Origin of the sequence: Corynebacterium sp. LK2537 (assembly GCF_040946485.1) — a bacterium.
Classification (GTDB): Bacteria; Actinomycetota; Actinomycetes; order Mycobacteriales; family Mycobacteriaceae; genus Corynebacterium.
The window spans coordinates 179,292-203,116 of the sequence record NZ_JAYWLQ010000003.1 but is presented as its reverse complement, the minus strand read 5'-3'; the positions used below and the strand labels follow the sequence as shown (position 1 = coordinate 203,116).

Annotated in this window: 19 protein-coding genes; 9 read left to right on the top strand and 10 right to left on the bottom strand. The window is 65.4% G+C overall.

The window, feature by feature from the left end; all coding sequences use genetic code 11:
- Window positions 1–46 precede the first annotated feature (46 nt).
- The 3 genes from VVS03_RS05780 to VVS03_RS05770 form a co-directional block, all read right to left on the bottom strand.
- Window positions 47–2,017, bottom strand: a complete 1,971-nt coding sequence (locus VVS03_RS05780; protein WP_368534178.1) for an ABC transporter ATP-binding protein — start codon at window positions 2,015–2,017, stop codon at window positions 47–49.
- Window positions 2,018–2,020: 3 nt separating this feature from the next.
- Window positions 2,021–3,742, bottom strand: coding sequence for an ABC transporter ATP-binding protein (locus VVS03_RS05775; RefSeq protein ID WP_368534179.1), 1,722 nt, complete (start codon window positions 3,740–3,742; stop codon window positions 2,021–2,023).
- Window positions 3,743–3,868: 126 nt separating this feature from the next.
- A complete protein-coding gene (locus tag VVS03_RS05770) occupies window positions 3,869–4,288 on the bottom strand; it encodes a methylenetetrahydrofolate--tRNA-(uracil-5-)-methyltransferase (protein WP_368534180.1) in 420 nt (139 codons plus the stop codon).
- Between the two features lie 201 nt (window positions 4,289–4,489).
- On the opposite strand from VVS03_RS05770, the gene VVS03_RS05765 reads away from it, so the two are divergent.
- Genes VVS03_RS05765 through VVS03_RS05755 form a run of 3 tightly spaced genes read left to right on the top strand, consistent with a single transcriptional unit; the run spans window position 4,490 to window position 7,469 of the window.
- Window positions 4,490–5,275, top strand: coding sequence for a phosphoadenylyl-sulfate reductase (locus VVS03_RS05765; protein WP_368519964.1), 786 nt, complete (start codon window positions 4,490–4,492; stop codon window positions 5,273–5,275).
- Complete coding sequence (gene cysD, locus VVS03_RS05760) at window positions 5,275–6,174, top strand: sulfate adenylyltransferase subunit CysD (protein ID WP_368519963.1); 900 nt, start codon at window positions 5,275–5,277, stop codon at window positions 6,172–6,174. Before VVS03_RS05765 ends, cysD begins: the two co-directional genes overlap by 1 nt.
- Entirely contained in the window at window positions 6,174–7,469 is a 1,296-nt protein-coding gene (locus VVS03_RS05755) for a sulfate adenylyltransferase subunit 1 (RefSeq protein ID WP_368521296.1), read from the top strand. Before cysD ends, VVS03_RS05755 begins: the two co-directional genes overlap by 1 nt.
- 18 nt (window positions 7,470–7,487) lie before the next feature.
- Here the strand turns inward: VVS03_RS05755 and VVS03_RS05750 are convergent, their stop codons facing one another.
- Window positions 7,488–8,375 carry an Lrp/AsnC family transcriptional regulator gene (locus VVS03_RS05750; RefSeq protein WP_368519961.1) on the bottom strand — a complete coding sequence of 296 codons (888 nt, stop codon included), beginning with the start codon at window positions 8,373–8,375 and terminating at the stop codon, window positions 7,488–7,490.
- Between the two features lie 238 nt (window positions 8,376–8,613).
- Here VVS03_RS05750 and VVS03_RS05745 point away from each other — a divergent pair, with 238 nt between their 5' ends.
- The 4 genes from VVS03_RS05745 to VVS03_RS05730 all read left to right on the top strand — a co-directional run bounded on the left by VVS03_RS05745 (window position 8,614) and on the right by VVS03_RS05730 (window position 12,554).
- A complete protein-coding gene (locus tag VVS03_RS05745; RefSeq protein WP_368534181.1) occupies window positions 8,614–10,023 on the top strand; it encodes an MFS transporter in 1,410 nt (469 codons plus the stop codon).
- A gap of 33 nt (window positions 10,024–10,056) precedes the next feature.
- Window positions 10,057–11,058 (top strand): amidohydrolase family protein, encoded by a 1,002-nt coding sequence (locus VVS03_RS05740; RefSeq protein WP_368521295.1) that lies wholly within the window; start codon window positions 10,057–10,059, stop codon window positions 11,056–11,058.
- Window positions 11,058–11,873: an arylamine N-acetyltransferase gene (locus tag VVS03_RS05735; protein ID WP_368519959.1), complete on the top strand. Its 816-nt coding sequence runs from the start codon at window positions 11,058–11,060 to the stop codon at window positions 11,871–11,873. Before VVS03_RS05740 ends, VVS03_RS05735 begins: the two co-directional genes overlap by 1 nt.
- Window positions 11,874–11,960: 87 nt before the next feature.
- Window positions 11,961–12,554 carry a nucleosidase gene (locus VVS03_RS05730; RefSeq protein ID WP_368519958.1) on the top strand — a complete coding sequence of 198 codons (594 nt, stop codon included), beginning with the start codon at window positions 11,961–11,963 and terminating at the stop codon, window positions 12,552–12,554.
- Window positions 12,555–12,644: 90 nt separating this feature from the next.
- Here the strand turns inward: VVS03_RS05730 and VVS03_RS05725 are convergent, their stop codons facing one another.
- The 6 genes from VVS03_RS05725 to VVS03_RS05700 form a co-directional block, all read right to left on the bottom strand.
- Window positions 12,645–14,012 carry an AI-2E family transporter gene (locus VVS03_RS05725; RefSeq protein WP_368534182.1) on the bottom strand — a complete coding sequence of 456 codons (1,368 nt, stop codon included), beginning with the start codon at window positions 14,010–14,012 and terminating at the stop codon, window positions 12,645–12,647.
- A gap of 52 nt (window positions 14,013–14,064) precedes the next feature.
- On the bottom strand, window positions 14,065–17,529 hold the full coding sequence (locus VVS03_RS05720) for a proline dehydrogenase family protein (protein WP_368534183.1): 3,465 nt from the start codon (window positions 17,527–17,529) through the stop codon (window positions 14,065–14,067).
- Window positions 17,530–18,178: 649 nt separating this feature from the next.
- Complete coding sequence (locus tag VVS03_RS05715) at window positions 18,179–18,847, bottom strand: response regulator (protein WP_368519955.1); 669 nt, start codon at window positions 18,845–18,847, stop codon at window positions 18,179–18,181.
- Window positions 18,832–18,996: a hypothetical protein gene (locus tag VVS03_RS05710; RefSeq protein ID WP_368534184.1), complete on the bottom strand. Its 165-nt coding sequence runs from the start codon at window positions 18,994–18,996 to the stop codon at window positions 18,832–18,834. The genes VVS03_RS05715 and VVS03_RS05710 overlap by 16 nt, the downstream gene beginning before the upstream one ends.
- Before the next feature lie 96 nt (window positions 18,997–19,092).
- Complete coding sequence (locus tag VVS03_RS05705; protein ID WP_368534185.1) at window positions 19,093–20,277, bottom strand: sensor histidine kinase; 1,185 nt, start codon at window positions 20,275–20,277, stop codon at window positions 19,093–19,095.
- 316 nt (window positions 20,278–20,593) lie between these two features.
- A complete protein-coding gene (locus tag VVS03_RS05700; protein WP_368519953.1) occupies window positions 20,594–20,785 on the bottom strand; it encodes a hypothetical protein in 192 nt (63 codons plus the stop codon).
- A 422-nt stretch (window positions 20,786–21,207) separates the two neighbouring features.
- Here VVS03_RS05700 and dnaK point away from each other — a divergent pair, with 422 nt between their 5' ends.
- Both dnaK and grpE read left to right on the top strand, forming a co-directional pair.
- Complete coding sequence (dnaK, locus tag VVS03_RS05695) at window positions 21,208–23,070, top strand: molecular chaperone DnaK (RefSeq protein WP_368534186.1); 1,863 nt, start codon at window positions 21,208–21,210, stop codon at window positions 23,068–23,070.
- Window positions 23,070–23,807, top strand: coding sequence for a nucleotide exchange factor GrpE (gene grpE, locus VVS03_RS05690; protein ID WP_368534187.1), 738 nt, complete (start codon window positions 23,070–23,072; stop codon window positions 23,805–23,807). The genes dnaK and grpE overlap by 1 nt, the downstream gene beginning before the upstream one ends.
- Window positions 23,808–23,825 lie beyond the last annotated feature (18 nt).

The window sequence follows — 23,825 nt, the reverse complement described above, 5'->3', positions numbered from 1 at the left end:
TCAAGGGGGAAAGTACCTAACCTAGCCTAAAGGGTAGGGCGTGGAATCAAGATTTCATATTCATCCGCCAGTAGGCGCCGCGCCGGGCGAGCAGCTCGAAGTGGCTGCCTTGCTCGACGATGCGCCCGTTGTCCATCACGATGATGACGTCCGCGTCCCGGATAGTAGAGAGCCGGTGCGCGATGATGAACGAGGTGCGGTTGGCGCGCAGGGCGTTCATGGCGTCCTGGACCAGCATCTCGGTGCGGGTATCGACCGAGGAGGTCGCCTCGTCCAGGATGAGCAGCGCGGGCTGGGCCAGGAAGGCGCGGGCGATGGTGATGAGCTGGCGCTCGCCGGCCGAGACCGAGCCGCCGTCCTGGTCGATGACGGTGTCGTAGCCATCCGGCAGCGAGTGCACGAAGCGGTCCACGAAGGTGGCCTGGGCCGCCTCGATGACCTCCTCGTCGGTGGCGTCCAGGCGCCCGTAGTGGATATTGTCCGCGATGGTCCCCTTGGACAGGACCGCGTCCTGGAGCACCATGCCGACCTGGCTGCGCAGCTGCCCGCGGGAGAGCTCGGCGGTGTCCGTGCCGTCGAGGAGAATCCGCCCGGAGTCGATGTCGTAAAAGCGCATGATGAGGTTGACCAGCGTGGTCTTGCCCGCCCCGGTGGGGCCGACGATGGCGGCCGTCTGGCCGGGCTCGACGCGCAGGTTGAGGCCCTCGATGAGCGGGGTGTCCTCGTCGTAGGAGAAGCTGACGTCGCGGAACTCGACCAAGCCGCGGGCGCGCTGCGGCGAGCGCCCCTCGGCCGGCGCCGGCTCCGGGGATTGCTCGTCGGCGTCCAAGAACTCGAAGACGCGCTCGGCCGAGGCGACGCCGGACTGGATCTGCTGCATCATGCCGCCGAGCTGGCCCAGCGGTTGGTTGAACTCGCGGGAGTACTGGATGAACGCGGTGGCATCACCCAGCGTCATCTGCCCGTGGGCCACGCGCAGGCCGCCGAGGACGGCGATGGCCACGTACGACAGGTAGGAGACGAACTGCATGATGGGCATCATCATCCCGGACAGGAACTGCGCGGAGGCGCTGGCCTCGTAGAGCGCGGTATTGCGGTTATCGAATTCCTCCCGCATGGCCTGGGTGCGCCCAAAAATCAGGGACAGCTCCTGGCCGGTGAAGGACTCCTCGACCTGCCCGTTGAGCTGGCCGGTCGAGCGCCACTGGGAAACGAACTGGCGCTGCGAGCGGGTGCCGATGACCGCCATGATGACGCCGGTCAGCGGGATGGCCAGTAGCGCGACGAGCGCGAGCTGCCAGGAGACCGTGAACATCATGACGGTAATACCTGCCACGAGCAGGAGGTTGTAGAACAGCTGGGACAGCGCCTGCTGCAGGGCCTGCTGGACGTTGTCCAGGTCGTTGGTGGTGCGCGAGAGGAGGTCGCCACGCTGGGTGGTGTCGAAGTAGCTCAGCGGAAGTGCGTGGATCTTGGCCTCGACGTCCTGGCGCAGCTTGAAGACTGTGTCCATCACCAGGCGGTTGAGCACCAGACCCTGCCAGAGCTGGAAGGCGGAGGAGACGACGTACATGCCGATGACGATGAGGATGAGCTGGCCGAGCTTGGTGAAGTCGATCCCGCTGCCAGGCACCAGATCCATCGCGGCCGCCATGTCGGCCATCCGGTCGTGACCGGTCTGGCGCAGGCCCTCGACGGCCTGCTCGGCGCTGAGGCCGGCGGGCAGCTGGCGCGAGACGACGCCGGAGAAGATGACGTCCATCGCGCGCCCGAGCACCCGGGGCGCGTAGACAGTGAGGAAGACGCAGCCGACGGTCAAAAGCCCCACGAAGGCGAGCTGCCACTTGTACGGCGCGAGCAGACCGACCAGCCGCGTGGCCGAGGGCCAGAAGTGCTTGGCCTGGCGGGGCGCGGCCCCGGACCAGTCGTCGCCGGAGACCTGGGACTCGAGGGCCGCCAGCTCCGCGTCGGTGGGCTGGGAATCGGTGGGCTGGGAGGTGGAAGGAGTATCAGCCATGGTTTAGGTCCTCGCAGTCTCTTGGGATTCGACGATTTCTTGGTACGTCGGGGAGGTGGTGAGCAATTCTTCGTGGGTGCCGCGGGCGACGATCCGCCCGGCCTCGAGCACGAGGATCTGGTCCGCGTCCTGGATGGAGGCCACGCGCTGGGCGACGATGATGGTGGTCGCCTCCCGCGTGCGTTCCTGCATGGCCTCGCGCACGCGGGCATCGGTGAGCACGTCCAGGGCCGAGAAGGAATCATCGAAGAGATAGACCTTGGGGCGGGCGACCAGCATGCGGGCGATGCACAGGCGCTGGCGCTGGCCGCCGGAGACGTTCGTGCCGCCCTGGGCGATCGGCATGTCGAGGTCGTCGACGAAGTCGGCCTGGGCGATGCGCAGGGCGTCCCACAGGTCGGCATCGCTAGCTTCCGGGTCGCCCATCCGCAGGTTGCTGGCCACAGTGCCGCTGAACAGGTAGGGCTTCTGCGGGACCATGCTGACGCGCTCGACCAGGGCGGCCTGCGACATCAGCGCGGCGTCCGCGCCGTCGATGAGCACTTGCCCGGAAGCCGGCAGGTAGAGCCGCGGGATGAGCGAGAGCAGCGTGGTCTTGCCCGCGCCGGTCGAGCCGATGATCGCGGTCGTGCGGCCGGGGTGCGCGGTGAAGCTGATGTCGCTGAGCACGGGCTCCTCGGCGCCGGCGTAGCTAAAGCTCACGTTGCGCATCTCGACGGTGCAGCCGGAACCCGCGGCCGGCGGGTCCTGCGGGGTGGCCGGCTCGTCGATGCTGGGCGAGTGGGCCAGCACCTGGGTGATGCGCCGGGCGCAGACCATCGCGCGGGGGAACATCACGGCCATGAACGAGCCCATCATGACCGCGGCGAGGATCTGCAGCAGGTACTGCAGGAACGCGGTCAGGGAGCCGACGGCGACGTCGCCGGCCTCGACGCGGTGGCCGCCGAACCACAACACCGCACCGGTGGCGACGTTGAGGATGACCGTGATGATGGGAAACATCAGCACGAAGAGCTGGCCGATGCGCAGCGACAGCTGGGTCAGCCGGCGGTTGTCCTCGGTAAAGCGCTCGGTCTCGAAGCGCTCGCGCACGAAGGCGCGCACCACGCGAATGCCGGCGATCTGCTCGCGGACCGTGCCGTTCAGCGCGTCCAGCTGCAGCTGCATGCGGCCAAACAGCGGCACCAGCTTGGCGATCAGGAGTCCGATGACCACCAGCAGCACGCCCACCGAGACCCAGACCAGCCAGGACAGCCCGGCGTCCTCGCGGATGGCCATGATGACGCCGCCGACGGACATGATCGGCGCGGTGATGATGAAGTTGAGCGCCATCAGGTAGACCATCTGCACCTGCTGCACGTCGTTGGTCGCCCGGGTGATCAGCGTCGGCGTGCCGAAGTGGTGCAGGTCCTCGGAGGAAAATCTGGTGACCTTCGCAAAGACCTCCCGGCGCAGGTCCCGGCCCAGCCCCATGGCGGTGCGGGAGCCGAACCAGACCGCGGCGACGGCGGTGAGCACCTGGACTAAGGCCACACCCAGCATGATGGAGCCGGTGCGCCAGATAAAGGGCACGTCGCCGCGGGAGACGCCCTCATCGATGATGCTGGCGTTCAGCGAGGGCAGATAGAGCGTCGCCGCAGTCGAGGCCGACTGCAGCACGAGCACCGCGATGACGAAGCCCACGTAGGGCTTCGAGCGGCTCATAATAATTCGGATAAGTTCCACGCAGGCAATAGTAGCCTAAGGCGGGACACCCGACTGGGTGGGTGCAAGTCGCCGGGGATTTACTGCCTGTGCAGCGCTAATGTCTCAAGTGGTCCGGGCCGGTGGGGAATCTAAAAGCCGGGGATCCTAGAAGCACAGCGGCGCCAGGCTGGCGCGGTTGATGACGGCGTCCCAGTCGGTGGGCGTCGTGGGTTCCGCGGTCGTCGCGGCGGGGTGGAAGCAGCCCTCCCAGGTGGTAATCGCCAGGCCGCGGGCGTGGAGCTCAAGGACCAGCAGGTCGGGGTCGGGGTGGTTGCTCAGGGCGTGCAGCTCGCGGTGGGTGATGTCGCCGTCGACCCCCACACGCACGTTGCCGATAAGCCGCAGGTGCGGCGTGCCGTCAGCGGCCGTGCCCGAGGCGGCGAAGTGGCGCAGGAACCCGAAGGGGGCGGGCCGGGAGGAGATGAGGTCGACACACATGCCGGCCCCGATGAGTCGTTCCGTGGCGGAAAGCGCGGCGGGGCCGTCGCCGATGACAGCGACGCGCGAGCCGAGGGCGCTAGGCATGATGACCTCCTTAGTGCAATTCGTCTAGACCGTACTGTCTGTAAATATAGTCCGAGCGGTTCAGTATGGGGACAATTATATTCTGCCCGTTCCCCAAGTACAGCGCCCCCACGGCCGTCCGGAGCTGGAATTTCTGCTGCACGAACCGCCCGCATTACCTAGAGTAAGGTGCACTGACCCCAAAGGAGCGCACTTAAAATAATGACAACAAACGTGAACTTGCTGGGTGGTGGTAAGAATTATCGCGACGCCAGCCAGAGTCCGGAAGGAACCCGGGACACCGCGCCGCTGTCGCCCGCGGTAGCCGCCGCCAACGAGGAGCTGGTGGAGCGCTGGGCGGACAAGCTGTATAACGCCAGCGCGGAAGAGATCATGGACTTCACCGTGAACCACGCGCCGGGCCGCGTGGCGGTGACCATGTCCATGGAAAACACCGTGCTCGCCGAGCTGGCCCACCAGGCCGGGCTCGACGGGGATCTGCTCTTCATCGACACCGGCTTCCACTTCCCGGAGACCCTGGAGACCGCCGACGCCGTCGAAAAGCGCTACCCGGACCTGCCGCTGCGCCGCATCCGGCCCCTGCTGACCCCGGAGGAGCAGGACGAAATCTACGGCCCGCGCATGTACTCCTGGGACGTGGCCTCCTACAACCGCATGCGCAAGGTGGAGCCGCTGAACATGGCGATGGACGACTACGTGGGCTGGATTACCGGCCTGCGCCGGGCGGACTCCGAGCACCGCGCGGAGGCCCCGGCGCTCAGCCTGGACCGCACGGGCCGGCTCAAGATTTCGCCGATGATTACCTGGGACCTGGATGACACGGACGCCTACATCCGAGACCACGATCTCATCATCCACCCCCTTACCCTGCAGGGGTACCGCTCCATCGGGTGCGCGCCCCTGACCTTCCCCGTGGCAGAGGGCGACGACGCCCGCTCGGGACGAGTATTCGCTGACGGCAAGACAGAATGCGGGTTACACGAATAATGACTGCACTTTCCCCACACCTGAAAGATCTAGAAAACGAATCCCTCCACATCCTGCGCGAGGTAGCCGGCCAGTTCGACAAGGTCGGGCTGCTCTTTTCCGGCGGCAAGGACTCCGTGGTGGTCTTCGAGCTGGCGCGCCGGGCCTTCGCCCCGGCCACCGTGCCCTTCGAGCTGCTTCACGTGGACACCGGGCACAACTTCCCGGAGGTCATCGAGTTCCGCGACCGCCTGGTCGAGGAATCCGGCGCCCGCCTGCACGTGGCCAAGGTCCAGGACTGGATCGACCGCGGCGACCTGCAGGAGCGCCCCGACGGCACCCGCAACCCGCTGCAGTCCGTCCCGCTGGTCGAGACCATCGCCGAGCGCGGCTACGACGCCGTGCTGGGCGGGGCGCGCCGCGACGAGGAGCGCGCCCGCGCCAAGGAACGCATCTTCTCCGTGCGCGACTCCTTCGGCGGCTGGGACCCGCGCCGCCAGCGCCCGGAGCTGTGGAACCTCTACAACGGCGCCAAGATGGCCGGGGAGAATATCCGCGTTTTCCCCATCTCCAACTGGACCGAGTCCGATATCTGGGAATACATCGGCGCCCGCGGTTTGCAGCTGCCGGATATCTACTACTCCCACCAGCGCGAGCTGTTCAACCGCAACGGCATGTGGCTGGCCCCGGGCGAGTGGGGCGGGCCGGCCGAGGGCGAGGAGCTGGTGACCAAGACCGTGCGCTACCGCACCGTCGGCGACATGTCCTGCACCGGTGCTGTTGAGTCCACCGCCTCCACCCCGGACGAGGTGCTGGCCGAGATTTCCATTTCCACCCTGTCCGAGCGGGGCGCGACCCGCGCGGACGACAAGCTATCCGAGTCCGCCATGGAAGATCGCAAGAAGGAGGGCTATTTCTGATGCCTACCACCCAAAGCCCGTCCCCGGTCCAGGGAGTGGATCAGCTCAAAGAGCGCGAGACGCTGCGCCTGTGCACCGCCGGTTCCGTCGACGACGGCAAGTCCACCTTCGTCGGCCGCCTGCTGCACGACACCAAATCCGTGCTGGCCGATCAGATGGAGTCCATGGAGCGCAGCAGCGCCGACCGCGGCTTCGACGGCATGGACCTGTCCCTGCTGGTCGACGGCCTGCGCGCCGAGCGTGAGCAGGGCATTACCATCGACGTGGCCTACCGCTACTTCGCCACGGACAAGCGCACCTTCATTCTGGCGGACACCCCGGGCCACGTGCAGTACACCCGCAACACCGTCACCGGCATGTCGACCTCCCAGGTCGTGGTGCTGCTTATCGATGCCCGCCACGGTGTGGTCGAGCAAACCCGCCGGCACGCCAACGTCGCGGCCCTGCTGGGCGTGCGCCACGTCATCCTGGCCGTCAACAAGATCGACCTGGTCGACTACGACGAGGCGACCTTCCGCGCCATCGAGGAAGAATTCGGCACCCTGGCCGAACGCTTGGGCCTGACCGATACCCAGGTCGTGCCGATCTCCGCGCTCAAGGGCGACAACGTGGTCGAGCCCTCCACCCAGATGGACTGGTACTCCGGCCCGACCGTCTTGCAGGCGCTCGAGGACGTGCCGGTGGCCGGCGGCCGCGCCGAGGATCTGGACTTCCGTTTCCCCATCCAGTACGTCATCCGCGAGCACGCCAGCGACTACCGCGGCTACGCCGGCCGCGTGCAGGCGGGTTCCATCGCCGTCGGCGACACGGTGACCCTGCCGGAGGGCCGCACCAGCACCGTCACCCACATCGACACCACCGATGGGGAGGTAGAGGCCACCCGCGCCGGCGAATCGGTCGTGCTGCGCCTGGCTGACGACGTGGACCTGGCCCGCGGCGACCTCATCGCCGGCACCGACCGGCCGGAGGCCACCCGCGAGTTCGCCGCCACCGTCGTCGCGCTGACGGAAAAGGACCTAAAGCCCGGCCCGATGGTCAAGCTGCGCTACGGCACCGCCGTGGTCAAGGCCCGCATCACCCAGGTCGAGCGCATCTTGGATTTAGACGGCGTGGCCGACCAGGAAGATCCGGAGGCGGTCACCCTCAACGAGATCGCGCACGTCGTGGTCCAGACCCCGGTCGAGCTGCCGGTCGAGGACTACGCCGCCCGCGGCGCGGTGGGCAACTTCCTGCTGGTGGACCCGAGCACCGGCAACACCCTGGCCGCCGGCTTCGTGGGCCGGCGCCTGCGCTAGCCGGCCGGCGTCCCCGGGTCAGAAGGGCACCTGTTTAAACGAGGGGCCCATCGGCACGAGCTCGGTGTCCACAATGTGGAACCCGGCCAGGGAGTCGAGGAAGCTGAAAAGCTCCGTCTGCGAGTCGGCCCAGAGGTTGGCCACCAGCTGGAAGCGCCCTGTCGTGGCGGCTACGAATTGTGTGGAGCCCGAGGCGGAGAGGGCATCGCCGAGCGCGGCGATGTGCCCGGGGGCGACTTTGAACCAGGCCATGGCATCCGCGATATGGGTGGTGGCCTGGCGGGGGATGTCCGCCTCGAAATAGAGTATCCCGGACTCCACCAGCTTTTTCCGGCGCCGGTAGGCGGTTGCCTGATCCACGTGGGCGGCCTCGGCGAGCTCCACGGAGCTGGCGCGACCGTTAACGGCTAGAGCAGCGAGAATGCGTTTATCGGTGGCATCGAGGGCGGCGAAGGCGCCGGAGTTCGCGACCGGGATTCCCCAGATCTTCAGCAGCTGGAAAGTCTCGACCTGGTCGAAGGGTAGCGAGGTCCGCAGCTGGTCGAGGAGCGGTTCCTTGCTCTGGGCGGGCGTGGCGAAGCCGCACATGAGCTCCCCGCGGTGGATGGCCATACGGATCCACCGGGTGTTTTTGCGCTCCACGAGCTGCGACCCCAGCTTTTCCAATTCTTGGGGAGAGCCATAAAGCCGCGCCAACCAGGCGATGGAGGCCGGCGACGCTGCCGCGGTTCGGCCCACCACCCTGAGAATCCCGTTGGAGGTGAGCCGGTGGTAGCGCCGCGCGACGGTCCGCGGTGCCGAGTCCAGCTGCGCCGCCAAGTCCGCGAAAGAAGCGGTGGGGGCGCGCCGCAGGGCAGATAAGAGGCGATGATCGAAGTCGTCCAGGGCGGACGGGGATATGCGCACGGCGGCTCCTCGTAGGTGTGTACAGATGCCATTCGGGGTGATTATCCCCGTAGCTTCCAGCGTAGTCCGGTTCCCGTGGCGGAACTAGGCAGCATCGAGTGAAAAAGTAACGGATATATGCTGCATGAAAGAAAAATGGCTCAAACTATGCCTTAATAAGCGTCTTTATGCACCGGTTCCTTAGTGTCGCTTCCAGATCATTTAACCCAATCGAGCCACTAAGGATGGGAGCAGACTTATGGAAGGACAAAAGCACCAGGAAAGGCCGCAGGCGGGGGTCAGCGCGGTGCCGGGGATCTTGATTGCCGTCGCCGGCTTTTCTTGCCTCGTGGTCACCCTGCTGCAGTCGATCGTCGTTCCGGCGATCCCGAACTTGCCGGGCATCCTCGGCACCTCCGGCACGGCGGTGTCCTGGGCGGTCACGGCGACGCTGCTGGCCGGCGCCGTGGCAACCCCAATCATCGGCCGGCTGGCCGATATGTACTCGCGCAAGACGGTCATGCTGGTGACCATCGCGGCCGTTGTCGCGGGCTCCATCATCGCGCCGCTCGGCAACATCGCGACCCTCATCATTGGTCGTGCTCTGCAGGGCATCGGCTCGGCGCTCATCCCGGTGGCGATGGCCGAGATGCGCTATAGCCTGCCACGCGAAAAGATTGGCTCCGCCCTGGCCATCTTGAGCGCCACCCTGGGCATCGGCGGCTGCGTGGGCATCCCGCTGGGCGGAGTGCTTTTTAACTCCTTCGGCTGGCAGTCCATGTTCTGGATCGCCGCCGCCCTATCGGTCATTTCTTTCGTGGCAGTGGGGGTTTTCGTTCCCTCTTCCCGCGGCGTGGCCGGCCGATTCGACTACGGCGGTGCGGTGTGGCTGGCGCTGGGGCTGAGCGCCTTTTTGACCGCGCTTTCCCAGGGCGCGGCGTGGGGCTGGGCCAGCCTGCCGACCGTCGCCCTTTTCATCCTGGCGGTGGTGTTCTTCGCCGCCTGGATCCGCTGGGAGGTCCGCCAGGAGTTCCCGCTGGTCAACCTGCGCACTACCACCTACTGGCCGGTGCTGCTGACCAACCTCGCCTCGATCCTGCTGGGCATCCTAATGTTCACAAACCTGCTGCTGACCACCCTGGAGCTGCAGAACCCCACTACGGAGGGCGGGCACGAGTGGAGCGCCGCCGCGGCCGGCCTCGTGATGCTGCCGTCCGCCGCCGCCATGTTGCTCGTCGCCCCGGTCAGCGCCCGGCTCGCGCAGGCGCTGGGGGCGCGGATGGTCATCACCATCGGTTCCGTCATCACCGCGCTGGGCTACCTCTGCCGCCTGGTTATTGACTTCAACGGCGGGTGGATCCTTGTCTGGGCGACCGTGATTTCCATCGGCGTGGGCATCGGCTACGCCGGCCTGCCGATGATGCTGGTCGATCATGTCCGGGCGGCGGAGATCGGCTCGGCTAACGCCGTGAACGCCCTGATGCGCTCCATCGGCATGTCGATTTCCTCCGCGCTGGTCTCCGCCGTCACCGCCGCGCTCATGGCAGAACACAGCCCGAGCGCAGCCGCCCTCAACCTGCTCGCAGTAATCGGCATAGTCTTGGGGGCAGCCGCAGTTGCCTTCGCCGCCGCAGCGCGCACTCCCCGCGGCGCTCGTGGGCAGGAATAGGCCAATAAACACCGACAGTTAGGACGGAAGTTGATGCAGCACGAACGAGTTCTCGACGCCATCGATACGCACGCGCACGTCTACCCGGACGATTACCTGGATTACCTCGGCGCGCACGGCGCCCCGGAAGGCAGCACCGAGATCGCCAAGGGCATGGGCGCTGATTCCGGTAGCGAGGACATGCAGGCGCGGATCGAATGGATGGATAAAGCCGGGGTCAAGGCCCAGGTGCTCGCGGTGACTCCGCAAAGCCCCGCGCTGCCCGAAGCCGAACACGCCGCTTATGCCGCGCGCATGATTAATCAGCGCTATATCGACATCGCGGACCAGTACCCGGGCCGCTTCTATAACTACGCGGCCCTGCCACTCCCGCACGTCGACGCGACCTTAAAGGAACTGGAGTGGATTGAAAGCTCCGGCCAGTTCTGCGGCATCGGGCTGCCGACCCTGCTGGCGCAGCGTCCTTACCTGTCGGAAAGCTACCTCGACCCAGTCTGGGACTTCCTCAACGAAAAGGGCGCGGTGGTCAATATCCACCCGACCGGCTGCGGCGTGAACTCGAAGTGGCTGCTTGATCAGCACCTGGAGTGGGTGAACGGCGCACCGGTCGAGGACGCCACCGCCACGTTGGAGCTGCTGAAAGCCGATATCCCCCGCCGCTTCCCGAAGATTACGTTCCACGTTGCGCATCTGGGCGGCGACCTGCCTATGCTGGCGCAGCGGATTGAGGACAACTACGAGGACTGGGACGCGTTCCCGGCATCGCCGAACGCGACCTTGCGGCAGTTCTATTTCGACGCCGCCAACTTCCACGAGCCCTCGCTAGCGCTCGCCGCGGAAACCTTCGGACTCTCGCAGCTGATGGGCGGCTCCGATTTCCCGTATTTCCAGCAGGAAAAATACGTCCGCGCCTTCGACTACGTGCGTAACTCCCGCTTCAGCGAGGAGGAAAAGGAACAGATTCTGTGGTCCAACGCCGCAAACCTGCTTAAGCTCGCGGATAGCGCCCGGACGGGCCAGAGTGAGGAGGAATAATGCTGGAAAACTACCGCGATCGGATCGGAGGTCCGGCGGCGCTTGTCGATGCCGCAGCGGACCACGGCGTCGCCTTCTTCGACGAGGTCGTAGACCGCCACACCAAGACGATTGCCTTCGACAACGTGGACGTGGCCTTGGGCCGCGGGGTGAGTATTAAGCCCGCCGACGTGCGCCGCAAGCTACTGGATCAGGGCCGCGGCGGCTTCTGCTTCGAGCACGCGGAAATCATCCACCAGGCCTTGGACGAGCTAGGAGTAAACCACCACCGCTTCCTGGCCCGGGTGCTGCTCAGCGGCAGCCAGGAGCCGGGCGCGGCCACCCACTGCGGCAATATCGCGCATTTTGGTGGGGAGCGCTACCTCATCGATCCCGGCTTCGGCGGGGGAACGCCCACCGTGGCGGTTCCCTTCGACGGCACGGAACGCGCCGGCTTCCGCCTAGTGCCCGCGGCCGACGACGACCCGCGCGCGGTCGACTACATCCTGCAGTCACGCACCGAGGTCTCCGAGAAACATCCCACGGGCTACAAGGACGTCTACGGGATCTGCAACTGGCACCCTAAGCCGGCGGATCTGGACATGGCCTGCTGGTATGCGGCCACCCGGGAGGGCGAGATGTTTACCGGGAACCTCGTCGTGGTGCGCCGCGGCGAGGGCACCGAGTCCATCTTCAATGCCAAGCTGAAAACCGCGCAGGAGACCCGAGAGCTGAGCGACCCAGAGGATCTGCGCGGCGCGCTGCAGCAGCATTTCGACATCGACGTGGATCCGCACCAGGCAGCCACCCTGTGGCAATTCGCCCACCAGGGCTGAGGCCGCGGCGTGATTGTGGAGGCGCGGATGCGGGCTAAACCCGAGCCGCCGTGCTAAGTCACTTGGCGTCCAAGTAAGATCGAAAGTATGAGATGCATTGCTGATAAACCGCTGTTTGTGGCTGCCGTCGACGCTGAAGCGGCGCACGTCCCTGACGACGCCGCACTGCTGATTACCGGCATTGGGACGCTGCCGGCCGCAATCTCCCTGACGGAGGTTCTGACCGAGGCCCGCCTGCGTGACGAGATGCCCTCCCGGGTGGTCAATATCGGCACCGCCGGCGCCCTACACGACGGCCTGGCCGGCGTCTTCGAGGTGGACGCGGTTACCAAGCATGATTTCAAGCTGGAGGTCCTGTCCGACCTCGGCAAGTACCTTTTGCCCGAGCGCATTGAGCTGCCTACCTCCGGGCGCCTGCCGGTGCGTTCGCTGGCCACCGGCGACCTATTCGTCTCTGATACCCAGACCCGCAACCGCCTGGCCCAGGAGTCCGCGCTGTGTGACATGGAGGGCTACTCCGTGGCCGCGGTCTGCCAGCGCTTCGAGGTGCCCTGCACCCTGCTCAAGCAGGTCTCCGACCCGGCCGACGAGTCCTCCGTGGGCACCTGGGCCGGCGTGCTGGACCGCGGCGCCCGCCAGCTGATGTCCGCCGTCACCGACTTGGGCCTGCTGCCGCGCTAGCCTAGCCGTCTAAAACACAACAATGCCCGGGCCGGTCTAAACCGACCCGGGTATTAGTGCGCGCGCAGCTGGGCTGGGGCGGCCAGGTGCTTAGCGCTGTGGACTCATGGACTGGAAGAGCTCGGCGACCTTCTGGCGCGGGGTGGGGGCGTCGCTGTCGGAGTCTTTATCCTTTTGCTTCTCGCCGGTGGAGATGTCCAGCTCGTCCGGGGCGATCTCGCCGGAGCGCAGGCCGGTCATCTCGGCGTAGTAGCGCAGCATGACGGTGATGGTCGCGGCCACCGGCACGGCCAGGAAGGCGCCGATGATGCCGGAGAGGGTAGAACCGATGGTCACCGACAGCAGGACGACGGCGGCGTGCAGGCCCATGGCCTTGGACTGCAGCAGCGGCTGCAGCAGGTTGCCCTCGACCTGCTGCACGATGACGATAAGCGCCAGCGCCAGCAGGGCGTTGGTCAGGCCGTTGGAGACCAGCGCGATGATGACGGCCAGGGCGCCGGCGGTCACCGCACCGATGATCGGGATGAAGCTGGCGAAGAAGGTTACCACGGCGATGACGAAGGCCAGCGGCACCTGCAGGGCCCACAGGCCCAGGCCGATGAGCGCGGCGTCCACGAAGGCCACGGCGGCCTGCGCCTGGATGAACCCGGCCAGGGTGGCCCAGATGCGGGAGCCCAGCTCCGTGATGTGCCAGCCGGCGGCGGAGCCGGTGTACTTGCGCAGCCACGGCAGGAACTTGTCGCCGTCCTTGATGATGAAGAACGTCACGAAGAGCATGATGACGAAGGCCACCAGGATGGAGCTGGCCGCGGAGACACCGGTCATCACGCCGGTGGCGATGTTGCTGGCCTGGCCCTTGAGGAAGTTGACCGCGTCTTCCATGACGGATTCGAGCTGCTGCCCGTCGACGTTGATGGGGGATTCTTCGACCAGGCGGCCCAGCTCATTGATGCCGCTTTCGGCCTGGCTGACCAGGGTCGCGCCCTGGTTGGAGACCACCGGGGCCATCGCGGAGAAGATGCCGACGAAGATAAGCAAGAATGCCAGCAAAGTGGTCACCGCGGCGAGAGCGCGCGGGAATTTGTGGTGGCGCAGCCAGGCCGCGATGGGAAAGAGCACGGTGCTGACCAGGATGGCCAGGATGACCGGCAAGAGCCCGACCCAGATAAAGCGCAGGAGGTAGCCGACCACGGCCACGCCCGCGATGACAGCGATGAGCTGCAGCGAGGTGAGCGAGGCGGACTTCAAGTCCGCGCGCAGGACCTGGGCCTTCTTGTCCGGGTCGCCGGGCGTATCGCGCGCGGTCTCCCGGCCCAGGCCGTGGTCGTCCTGGCTGACCAGGGTGGTGGTCTGGTCCTTCTTAGCGTCCTGTTCAGCGTTTTCCTTGGCCGGTTGGGCGTCCGCCTGGCGGGAGGCGGACGCCTGTCCGGTGCTTATATCGTCATGCTGGCTATCCATAGGAACCAACTATGCCATACAAGCGGCGGCCGCGGAAACGCTGGTACCGCCCCTAGCGGCGGATATCGCCGATTTCGCGGATGATGCCGAAGCGGTGCATGGTCACGGAGACGGCCTGCTCCAGCAGGTACGGCAGCAGCTCGCGGCGGCCATCGGCCAGGACCGGCTGGTCGAGGACGACCGAGTTGGACTTGACCGCGGCCTCCTGGACCGGCTCCTCCACCGCGCCGAGGGCGCGGATGCGGGCCGAGGACATCTCGGCGACCTCGTTGGCGAACTCCTCGGCGCTGGCGGTGCGGGCGCGGAAGCCCATGTCACACAGGTCCGCGGCGATATTCGCCGGGGCCGAGATGTCGATCGGGGTGCCGGTGATGGCGGTGGCCAGCAGCTGGCGGGCCACGTCGCGGACCTTGTAGCCCTCGCCGACGCGGACGGACAGGGCCGACAGCAGCGGGCGGTAGCGGAAGATATTGGCCTCCGAGATCAGGGCCGTGCGGTCGTGGTTGCGACCGAACTCTTCCTGCCAGGCCAGCTGGTCCAGCTCCGCGGCGCGCCACAGCCAGGCGGCGTCGCCCTCGTCCAGCACGGAGTCCAGACGGTCGGTCCACTGGCGCAGCTCGCCGGCGATGTTGGCCTTGATGTCCACGTCGCGGGCGCGCAGCTCGCCGTCCTCCCAGGTGCCCATCTGCGGCACGTAGTTCGGGCCGCCGGCCTTGGCGCCCGGGCCCATGACGGACTTCTTCCAGCCGCCGAAGGACTGGCGCTGGACGATAGCGCCGGTGATGCCGCGGTTGACGTAGGCATTGCCGACCTCGACGTGGTCGATCCAGTAGTCGATCTCCTCGTCATTCAGGGAGTGGATGCCGCCGGTCAGGCCGTAGCCGGTGGAGTTCTGCCACTCGATGGCCTCCTCCAGGGTCTCGGCGTGCATGATGCCCAGCACCGGGCCGAAGCACTCGTTGAGGTGGTACCAGGAGCCCGGCTGGACGCCGTCGCGGATGCCCGGGGACCACAGGGTTCCCTCCTCGTTGAGCTTTTCCGGCTTGATGAGCCACTTCTCGCCCGGCTCCAGCTGGGTCAGGCCGCGGTAGAGCTTCTCGCTCGGCGGCTCAGCCAGGCCGTTCATGGTGGTCTTGACCTCGTAGCCCGGGCCCGGGATGAGCGTGCGCACGGAGTCCAGCAGCTGGTTGCGCAGGCGCTCCGAGGTGCCGGCGGCGCCGACGAAGATCACCAGGGAGGCGGCGGAGCACTTCTGGCCGGAATGGCCGAAGGCGGACAGGTACAGGTCCTGGATGGCCAGATCCGGGTCGGCGGCCGGGGTGATGATGAGAGCGTTCTTGCCGGAGGTCTCCGCCATCAGGTTCATGTCCGGGCGCCAGGAGCGGAAGAGCGCACCGGTGTCGGAAGCGCCGGTCAGGATGACGGCGTCGACGTCCGCGTGGGAGATGAGCGTCTTGCCGGCTTCGCTTTCATCGGTGTAGACCAGCTGGACCAGGTCGGTGTCCAGGCCATGCTCCTTCAGGCCGGCGTGGATGGCCTCCACGGCCACCTGGGCACAGTGAACCACCTGCGGGGCCGGCTTGATGATGACGGTGGAGCCCGCCGCCAGGGAGGACAGCACACCGCCGACCGGGATGGCCACGGGGAAGTTCCACGGCGGGGTCACCACGGTCACGCGGTTCGGGGTGAACTTGGAGCGGGCCTCGTCCAGCAGGCGCGCGGAGTGCGCGTAGTAGGTGGCGAAGTCGATGGCCTCGGAGACCTCCGGGTCGGACTGCGTCACGGTCTTGTTGGCCTCGTGAGCCATGACGCTGACCAGGCGGCCGCGGTAATCGGCCAGGCGGTCGCCGATGGTCTCCAGGACCTCAGCGCGCTCGTGGCCGGTCTTGGAACCCCAGTCCTCGGCCAGGGTCTTGGCCTTGGCCACGGCGGTTTCCACCTCGGCCGGGTCGGTGACCTGGGTGACGGTGTGCTCGCCCGGGTCGGTGGACAGCCACTTCAGGGCCCACTCGCGGTTGGCCTGCAGTGCCGGGTCGGTGTCCGGCTCGTTGACGAAGCGGCCGGTGACCGGAGCCTGGCGGCCCTGGCCCTCCTCGGCGGTGCGGTCCTGCTGGCGGCGGGCGCCGGCGAAGGTGTCCCAGCGGTCTTCCACGGCGCGGCGGAAGCGGGCCTCCTGATCCTGCAGCGGGGTCAGGTGATCGCTGCGGGCCTCGTCCGGGGCGAACAGGGCGTAGAGGAAGTTCTGCGGGGCGGAGTTCTCCTCCAGACGGCGGACCAGGTAGGACACGGCTACGTCGAAGTCTTCCATGTGCACGACCGGGGTGTAGAGGATCTGACGGCCGCCGAAGACCTTGCGGACGGCCTCCTGCTGGGCCGGGGACATGCCCTGCAGCATCTCGGAGTCCATCATGTCCATCACGCCGCGCTTCTTACCCAGCTCCGCGGCCAGGGCGGCGGTGTAGAGGTTGTGGGTGGCCACACCAATCCGGACGGAGTCAGCGAATTCTTCGCGCAGGATGTAGTCCAGCAGGCGGAAGTAGTTGGCGTCGACCTCCGGCTTGGTGATGTAGGGGGCGACCGGCCAGCCGTGGACTTCGCCCTGGACGTGCTCCATGGACAGGTTGGCGCCCTTGACCAGGCGGATCTTGATCTTGGCGCCGCCTTCGGCCACGCGCTGCTTGGCGAACTCGGCCAGCTCCTGCAGGGCCGCGAAGGTATCCGGCAGGTAGGCCTGCAGAACGATGCCGGTTTCCAGCTCCTTGAACTCCGGCTCGCTGAGCAGTTCCTTGAACAGGCGGATGGTCAGGTGGAGATCGTGGTACTCCTCCATGTCCAGGTTGATGAAGACGTTCGGGCTGCGCTTGGCGGCCTCCTCGTAGAGGGGGCGCAGGCGCTCCTTGAGGCGCTCGACGGAGCCGTCGATGTCCCACGGGTTGAGCTGGGCCACGATGGAGGAGGCCTTCACGGACACGTAGGTCACGCGCGGGTTGCGGATAAGCGCCAGGGTGCGCTCGGCGCGGGAGCGGGCCTCGTCCTCGCCGAGGACGGCCTCGCCCAGCAGGTTCAGGTTGAGCTGCTCGCCGGACTCGGCGGCCTTGTCCAGGGTCTTGTTCAGGGCGTCGGACTCAGCGTCGACGACCAGGTGGCCGACCATCTGGCGCATGCGCATGCGGGCCAGCGGCATCACGAGGTTCGGCAGGATCGGTCCGAAGAAACCTCCCAAGCCGATCAGGGAGGCGTTAATCTTGCCGAGGAAGGCCGGATCGAAGTTTTCGTTAATCTTCTTCAGCGCGTGAGCTGCGACCTTGTCGTCTTCCGGGCGCATAACGCGGTCGACGAAGTCCATGGTGAACTTCACGCCGTCGGTGTCGCGCAGCAGGTCCGCGAGCTGCTCGGTGGCCTGGTCTTTCTCGTTGGCGCTAGCGGCGAGCCAGGTGCGGGCCTGGCGGACGGCGGATTCGACGATGGCTTCGACGTCGTCGGATTCGGGCAAACGGGTGTTGGCAGGAGAAGTCATAGTGGTTCTACCTCTTTGTGCGGTGAGACCCGGGCCGGTAATGGTGGCCCGCTGCGGCTATCCCCAGCTGGCATGCGGGTTAGTCGAGCGTCCCGGGTCTTACCCGGGCCGGGTGGAAATGGAAAGTGTTGTTTAACGCTTCCGCCGCGCCAAACGTCGCCCCAACAGGGTTGGGGCAGAAGTCTCTGGCGGGGAAGCAGCCATACGCTTGCCGTGCACGCGGGTGCGCGTGCCGCAGGTTGGACCAATCTTTTGGCGGAGTGTGCCGGCTATCTATACGGGAGGCCGGTCACTCGCGCGGCGAATCCGCGCCAGAAAGACGTTCAACGCTCACCTTCCTTACCTGGCTAGAGGACAAAGAGATAGAACTAGGTCTGGAGCTAGCACACAGGCACTAGAGCTAAGACTAAGACTCGTGGTTGCGGACGCCCCGGGCGGAACGACCGTTATGTTGTGCAGCCACCCTACTCCCTTTGTGACCTAAGCAACCACAAGCGGGTGGGTGTAATACTGCTTGCTATTGCGGTCATTATAAGAGACCCACACAACTGACGCTAGTGGGTAGGCGAAATTGCCCGATGGGGGTAGAAAGGTTGATTTGTTTCCCCAGGAAGTTCCGACCTAGGGGGTAGGTCGGGGCTGGGCAGCTTTACTGGCCGTAGCCGGCTTTGAGCGCCTTGATGGCGAGATCAAGACGGGACTTGGCCTGGAATTCGGCCAGTAGGTAAGAGATGTATTTCTTAATCGTGCCGTCGGCGTAGCCCGTCGATGCCGCGATCTCCGCGTTCGACTGGCCCTCGCACAGCAGCTCCAGTACCCGCAGCTGCGCCGGGGGAACATCGTGATTGTCGAGCGCCGCCGTCGGCCGCATAGTGGTGGTGTTCTGTAGCTCCGGAAGGTGCTCAACCAGGCGGGTCAGCGACTGCGGCGTGACCACCGTGCCGCCCTTCACGGCTTCGCGCACCGTTTCCAAAATATAGGCGGGCTTCGAGCTCTTCAGGATATAGGCGGCCGCCTTGTGGGACATGACGTCCAAGAGGGTGTCGTCATTGTCCATGGCGGTCATCGCGATAAAGACCGGGGGATTGTCCATCTCCCCGACCTTGCGCAGCAGCGTCGTGCCGTCCATTTCCGGCATGTGAATATCTGCCACGATGACGTCAAAATCTTGCTCCCCGAGCAGAGCAAGGGCGGCTTTTCCATTTTCGGCGGTAGCGCCCACCTTCATGTCGTCCGCGCTAGCGAAGTAGTGTCCTAGCGCTTCGAGTACCAGCGGGTCGTCGTCGACGACCAGGAGGTTAATTACCGACCCGGGCAAAACGGGGACGGGCAGCCGAAGGCCTTTTCGGCGAGGGACTCGTACGGAGCGACGGTAACCGGTGCGTCCTGGGAGCCAAGGGCGGGGGCGCCGCCGATCAGCTGCGAAGAGAGGAGCAACGGTGCGAGGAAACCTGCGAGAGCGTTCATTGGGGTCCTTTCCAGGGATGTCTCTAGAGAGTGTTCGAGATGATAGCAAGCGTTAGCATAACTTAGCTCAATGATAGCCGCCAAGGTTATGTGAGATCACCGACGTGTATAGCTATGTGGTGGAAGAGACAACGTGACCTCCCAGTTGCCGTCGTCTTCCGCGCTGCTGAGCTTGGCGTCGATAGTGGTGGCGATCCGGTGCATGGACGCCTGGCCGATGCCCGAAGACATGGCGTTGTCAGCCACCCGGGACGTAGCGATCGGGTTGGAAATCGTCAGGCTGATCCATCCCAGATAGGGCCGGACGGTCAGGCTAATCTCTGCGCCGGGCGGGGAGTATTTGACGGCGTTGATGCACGCCTCGTTGACGATGGCGGAGACCGCGTCGAGGACGTCCTGGCTGAAGCTGGGATCGAAGTCGTCCAGCATGATCGTCGTATTTGGATGCCGGTTTAGTTTTTGGAGTCGGGCGGCTTCTTCGGTCAGCAGCTTCGCGAACGTGGTGGGCTTCTTGCCGGTCTTGTCGCCGATGCCGAGGGCCGACTGGGGATCGTCGTTGGAGCTGCGCAGCACGCTAGTCAAGGCGCGGATCTCCGACATGGTCGCGCGCATGGAGTCGCTGAGCTCGTCGAGGCGCTCGGCCAGCTTGGGGTCCTTGGCGTACTCCAAGCTCAAGGCCTCCAGTTGCATGGTGTTGACCGTCATGCTGGACACGGCCGAATTGTGCAGCATTTCGGCGAGATCGTTCTGCCGCCTCCGGACGTCGCGGTCCCATTCCACCATGGCCGATTTGTAGCGCCGCGCCGAGTGTCCGTAAGCGCTGCCGATGACGATGCCCAGGCTGACGTACATACCCCAGGTAGCAGCCGTAGGGAGGTTGACGGTGGTTTGGTCTGAGACCGGATCGATGAGCCCGGCGACCCACATCGTGAGCCCGGCGCCCGCGGTGAGCCACACCCGCCCGTGGTAGGCCACGATGGCGACTAGGACCGGAACGATGAAAACACAGCTGAGATACGTGTTGTGCGTGCTGAGCGAGGCGCCCATCCAGACGATGAGGAAGAGTGCCGTCATGGCTAGGGGGTAGCGGTAGGCCCCCACGGTCGCGCAGCTCAGCGCGATTCCCAATACTACGGAGACCAGTTGGAGTTCCGGCGGCTCCATGGTGGCTCCGAGCAGGCTGAGTATTAGACAGAAGGCGCCCACAAAGATAGCGGCCCGCTCGAGCGTCATGACGGATCGGAGCTTGCGCAGGGCGGGCAGGGGTCGTAGTGCCGACATGCGGACTCCTTTGGCGAGCGGAACAAGGCGTGGTTTTGACGAAAGTTCTGTATGCAACGTTAGTCCGTGAAGGAATCGTCCGAGATATGGGGAGTCGGATGGGCCGAGCTGGTGTGGCGGGGTGGGCGGCCAGTGCGGGCCAGGTGGCATCGTTAGCGCTGGTGTGCCGGTGGGCCGTGGCCGGGCTGAAGATAGAGGAACCCCCGCCGTCCGAGTCTGTCCCATGCGACGCTCTTTTGGGGAGCGGCGCGAACTCGGGCGGCGGGGGAAGTTCAGTGAAAGAGTCTCGTGCCTCTGTTTAGTGGAGGTTTAAGGCTTACTCGGAAGCAGCCTCGGTGGACTCGGCAGCCTCAGAAGCGGAGTCCTCGGAGGAGGACAGGCCCTCGAAAGCGGAGGACAGGCCCTCGCCCTCGGAGCCCTCGGAAGAGCTGTCGATCAGGCCGGAGATGCCCTTGATGAGCTGCTCGAAGTCGATGGCGGAGCTGAGGTCGGTCAGGAAGTCGAACATGAAAGTTCCTTTCGGTGTATAAGAATCTGAGTCTCTCGAGTAGGAGCAGCCCGGGGTGGTCGAAAAACCAGCCAGTCCCGTTGCTGTTGCGACCGTTCCCGGCTGCTGTGCTTTACAGTCTGCCGAGTTTTGGGCCTGCTGCCTATCCTCTTTCGGATACTTGTTGGAGGTAACTTTCGGACACGCTCGCGGAACCGAAGGTGGACGACGTGCTCTGAGCTGGGAAAACGGGAAATTTTTAAAAAGTTGAGTCGAGTGGGAACAACTTTGACGGGTGGTGCGTTGTGTAGATTGAGTGGCCAGCACTCAGGTTTGGAACAACTTGGAGCAAACTTCTGTTAGAGTGGCTGACGTACTCATCAGAAGTTGAGCCACAGGCAATCAACTTACGAGAAACAAACACTTAGAAGGAGTAAAGAACTATGGGACGCGCAGTAGGTATTGACCTCGGTACCACTAACTCGGTGGTTTCCGTACTGGAAGGTGGCGAGGCCACCGTTATCGCTAACTCGGAAGGCTCCCGCACCACCCCGTCCGTCGTGGCTTTCGCCAAGAACGGGGAAATCCTGGTCGGCCAGTCCGCTAAGAACCAGGCGGTGACCAACGTCGACCGCACCATTCGCTCCGTCAAGCGCCACATCGGCACCGACTGGACCGTCGACATTGATGACAAGAAGTACACCCCGCAGGAGATCTCCGCCCGCACGCTGATGAAGCTGAAGCGCGACGCGGAATCCTACCTGGGCGAGGATGTCACCGACGCGGTCATCACCGTGCCGGCTTACTTCGAGGACGCACAGCGCCAGGCCACCAAGGAGGCCGGCCAGATTGCAGGCCTGAACGTCCTGCGTATTGTCAACGAGCCGACCGCGGCTGCACTGGCTTACGGCCTGGAGAAGGGCGAGCAGGAGCAGACCATCCTGGTCTTCGACCTGGGCGGCGGCACCTTCGACGTCTCCCTGCTGGAAATCGGCGACGGCGTCGTCGAGGTCATGGCCACCGCCGGTGACAACTCGCTGGGCGGCGACGACTGGGACCAGCGCATCGTTGACTGGCTGGTCGAGAAGTTCAAGAGCGCCCAGGGCATCGACCTGACCAAGGACAAGATGGCTCTGCAGCGTCTGCGCGAGGCCGCGGAGAAGGCCAAGATTGAGCTGTCCGCTTCCCAGCAGGCCAACATCAACCTGCCGTACATTACGGTGGATGCTGACAAGAACCCGCTGTTCCTGGACGAGACCCTGACCCGCACCGAGTTCCAGAAGATCACCCAGGATCTGCTGGACCGCACCAAGGCTCCGTTCAACCAGGTCATCAAGGACGCTGACATGTCCGTCGGCGATATCGACCACGTCGTCCTGGTTGGTGGCTCCACCCGTATGCCGGCCGTGTCTGACCTGGTCAAGGAACTGACCGGCCGCGAGCCGAACAAGGGCGTTAACCCGGACGAGGTCGTCGCCGTGGGCGCTGCCCTGCAGGCCGGCGTCCTGCGTGGCGAGGTGAAGGACGTCCTCCTGCTGGACGTCACCCCGCTGTCCCTGGGTATTGAGACCAAGGGTGGCGTGATGACCAAGCTCATCGAGCGCAACACCACCATCCCGACCAAGAAGTCCGAGACCTTCACCACCGCGGAAGACAACCAGCCTTCCGTCCAGATCCAGGTCTTCCAGGGTGAGCGCGAGATGGCTTCCGCCAACAAGCTGCTGGGTTCCTTCGAGCTGGGCGGCATCGCTCCGGCACCGCGTGGCGTTCCGCAGATTGAGGTCACCTTCGACATCGACGCCAACGGCATCGTCTCCGTGTCCGCCAAGGACAAGGGCACCGGCAAGGAAAACACCATCAAGATTCAGGATGGTTCCGGCCTGTCCCAGGAGGAGATTGACCGCATGGTCAAGGACGCCGAGCAGCACGCCGAAGAGGACAAGAAGCGCCGCGAGGAGCAGGAGACCCGCAACAACGCGGAATCCACCTCCTACCAGACCCGCAAGTTCCTGGACGAGAACTCCGACAAGGTCTCCGAAGAGTCCAAGACCAAGGTGACCGAGGCTGCCGACGCCGTCGACGAGGCCCTCAAGGGCGACGACATCGAGGCTATTAAGTCCGCCGTGGAGAAGCTGTCCACCGTCTCCCAGGAGATGGGCAAGGAGATCTACGAGGCACAGGCTGCCGAGGCTGGCCAGGAAGGCCAGGCTGGTGACGCTGGCGCCCAGGGAGATCCGAACGTCGTCGACGCTGAGGTCGTGGACGAGGACACCGACAACACCGACAACAAGGATGGCGACAAGTAATGACTCAGTTCAACGGAATGCCGGATAACCCCGGCGACCCGGACAACACCGATCCGGAGGCTACCTCGGCGGACCGTGCTGAGGAAGCTGCCGCCGAGGCTGCCGATGCCCAGTCGGCCGAAGCCGCGGACGCCCAGGCCGACGCGGAAGCGGACGCCGCCGAAGAGGCCGTGCTGGATCCCACGCTCGAGGCAGATGTGGACGAGGCCCTGGACGACGTCGAGGGCGACGTCGACCCGGAGGCGGCCGCCGAGCCGAACCTCGAGGCACAGCTGGCCGAGCGCACCGAGGACCTGCAGCGTCTGAACGCGGAGTACACCAATTACCGCCGCCGGACCGAGCGTGAGCGCCAGGGCGTTATTGACAACGCCAAGGCCCAGGTCATCGCCCAGCTGCTGCCCATCCTCGACGACCTCGAGCTGGCCCGCCAGCACGGGGACTTGGAGGAAGGCCCGCTGAAGTCGATGGCCGACAAGCTCAACAACGTGCTGCAGGGCCAAAAGCTCGCCGCCTTCGGCGAAGAGGGCGACGCCTTCGACCCGGAGATCCACGAAGCAGTTCAGGATCTCTCCAGCGGTGACGAGAAGGTGCTGGGCACCGTCTTGCGACGCGGCTACCGCGTCGGCGACCGGCTGGTACGCAACGCGATGGTCATCATCGCCGACCCCAGTGATTCGTCCGCATCCGCGGATGAGGCGGAAGGCGGCGCGGACTCGCACGGGTCCGAGCAGAGCTAGTTCCTAATGGTGGCGTCG

Excerpts from the sequence above, each read along its gene's own strand:
- VVS03_RS05780 (WP_368534178.1), bottom strand. The coding sequence starts at position 2,017 with ATGGCTGATACTCCTTCCACCTCCCAGCCCACCGATTCCCAGCCCACC.
- VVS03_RS05770 (WP_368534180.1), bottom strand. The coding sequence starts at position 4,288 with ATGCCTAGCGCCCTCGGCTCGCGCGTCGCTGTCATCGGCGACGGCCCC.
- VVS03_RS05765 (WP_368519964.1), top strand. The coding sequence starts at position 4,490 with ATGACAACAAACGTGAACTTGCTGGGTGGTGGTAAGAATTATCGCGAC.
- cysD (WP_368519963.1), top strand. The coding sequence starts at position 5,275 with ATGACTGCACTTTCCCCACACCTGAAAGATCTAGAAAACGAATCCCTC.
- VVS03_RS05755 (WP_368521296.1), top strand. The coding sequence starts at position 6,174 with ATGCCTACCACCCAAAGCCCGTCCCCGGTCCAGGGAGTGGATCAGCTC.
- VVS03_RS05745 (WP_368534181.1), top strand. The coding sequence starts at position 8,614 with ATGGAAGGACAAAAGCACCAGGAAAGGCCGCAGGCGGGGGTCAGCGCG.
- VVS03_RS05740 (WP_368521295.1), top strand. The coding sequence starts at position 10,057 with ATGCAGCACGAACGAGTTCTCGACGCCATCGATACGCACGCGCACGTC.
- VVS03_RS05735 (WP_368519959.1), top strand. The coding sequence starts at position 11,058 with ATGCTGGAAAACTACCGCGATCGGATCGGAGGTCCGGCGGCGCTTGTC.
- VVS03_RS05730 (WP_368519958.1), top strand. The coding sequence starts at position 11,961 with ATGAGATGCATTGCTGATAAACCGCTGTTTGTGGCTGCCGTCGACGCT.
- VVS03_RS05725 (WP_368534182.1), bottom strand. The coding sequence starts at position 14,012 with ATGGATAGCCAGCATGACGATATAAGCACCGGACAGGCGTCCGCCTCC.
- VVS03_RS05720 (WP_368534183.1), bottom strand. The coding sequence starts at position 17,529 with ATGACTTCTCCTGCCAACACCCGTTTGCCCGAATCCGACGACGTCGAA.
- VVS03_RS05710 (WP_368534184.1), bottom strand. The coding sequence starts at position 18,996 with ATGAACGCTCTCGCAGGTTTCCTCGCACCGTTGCTCCTCTCTTCGCAG.
- VVS03_RS05705 (WP_368534185.1), bottom strand. The coding sequence starts at position 20,277 with ATGTCGGCACTACGACCCCTGCCCGCCCTGCGCAAGCTCCGATCCGTC.
- VVS03_RS05700 (WP_368519953.1), bottom strand. The coding sequence starts at position 20,785 with ATGTTCGACTTCCTGACCGACCTCAGCTCCGCCATCGACTTCGAGCAG.
- dnaK (WP_368534186.1), top strand. The coding sequence starts at position 21,208 with ATGGGACGCGCAGTAGGTATTGACCTCGGTACCACTAACTCGGTGGTT.
- grpE (WP_368534187.1), top strand. The coding sequence starts at position 23,070 with ATGACTCAGTTCAACGGAATGCCGGATAACCCCGGCGACCCGGACAAC.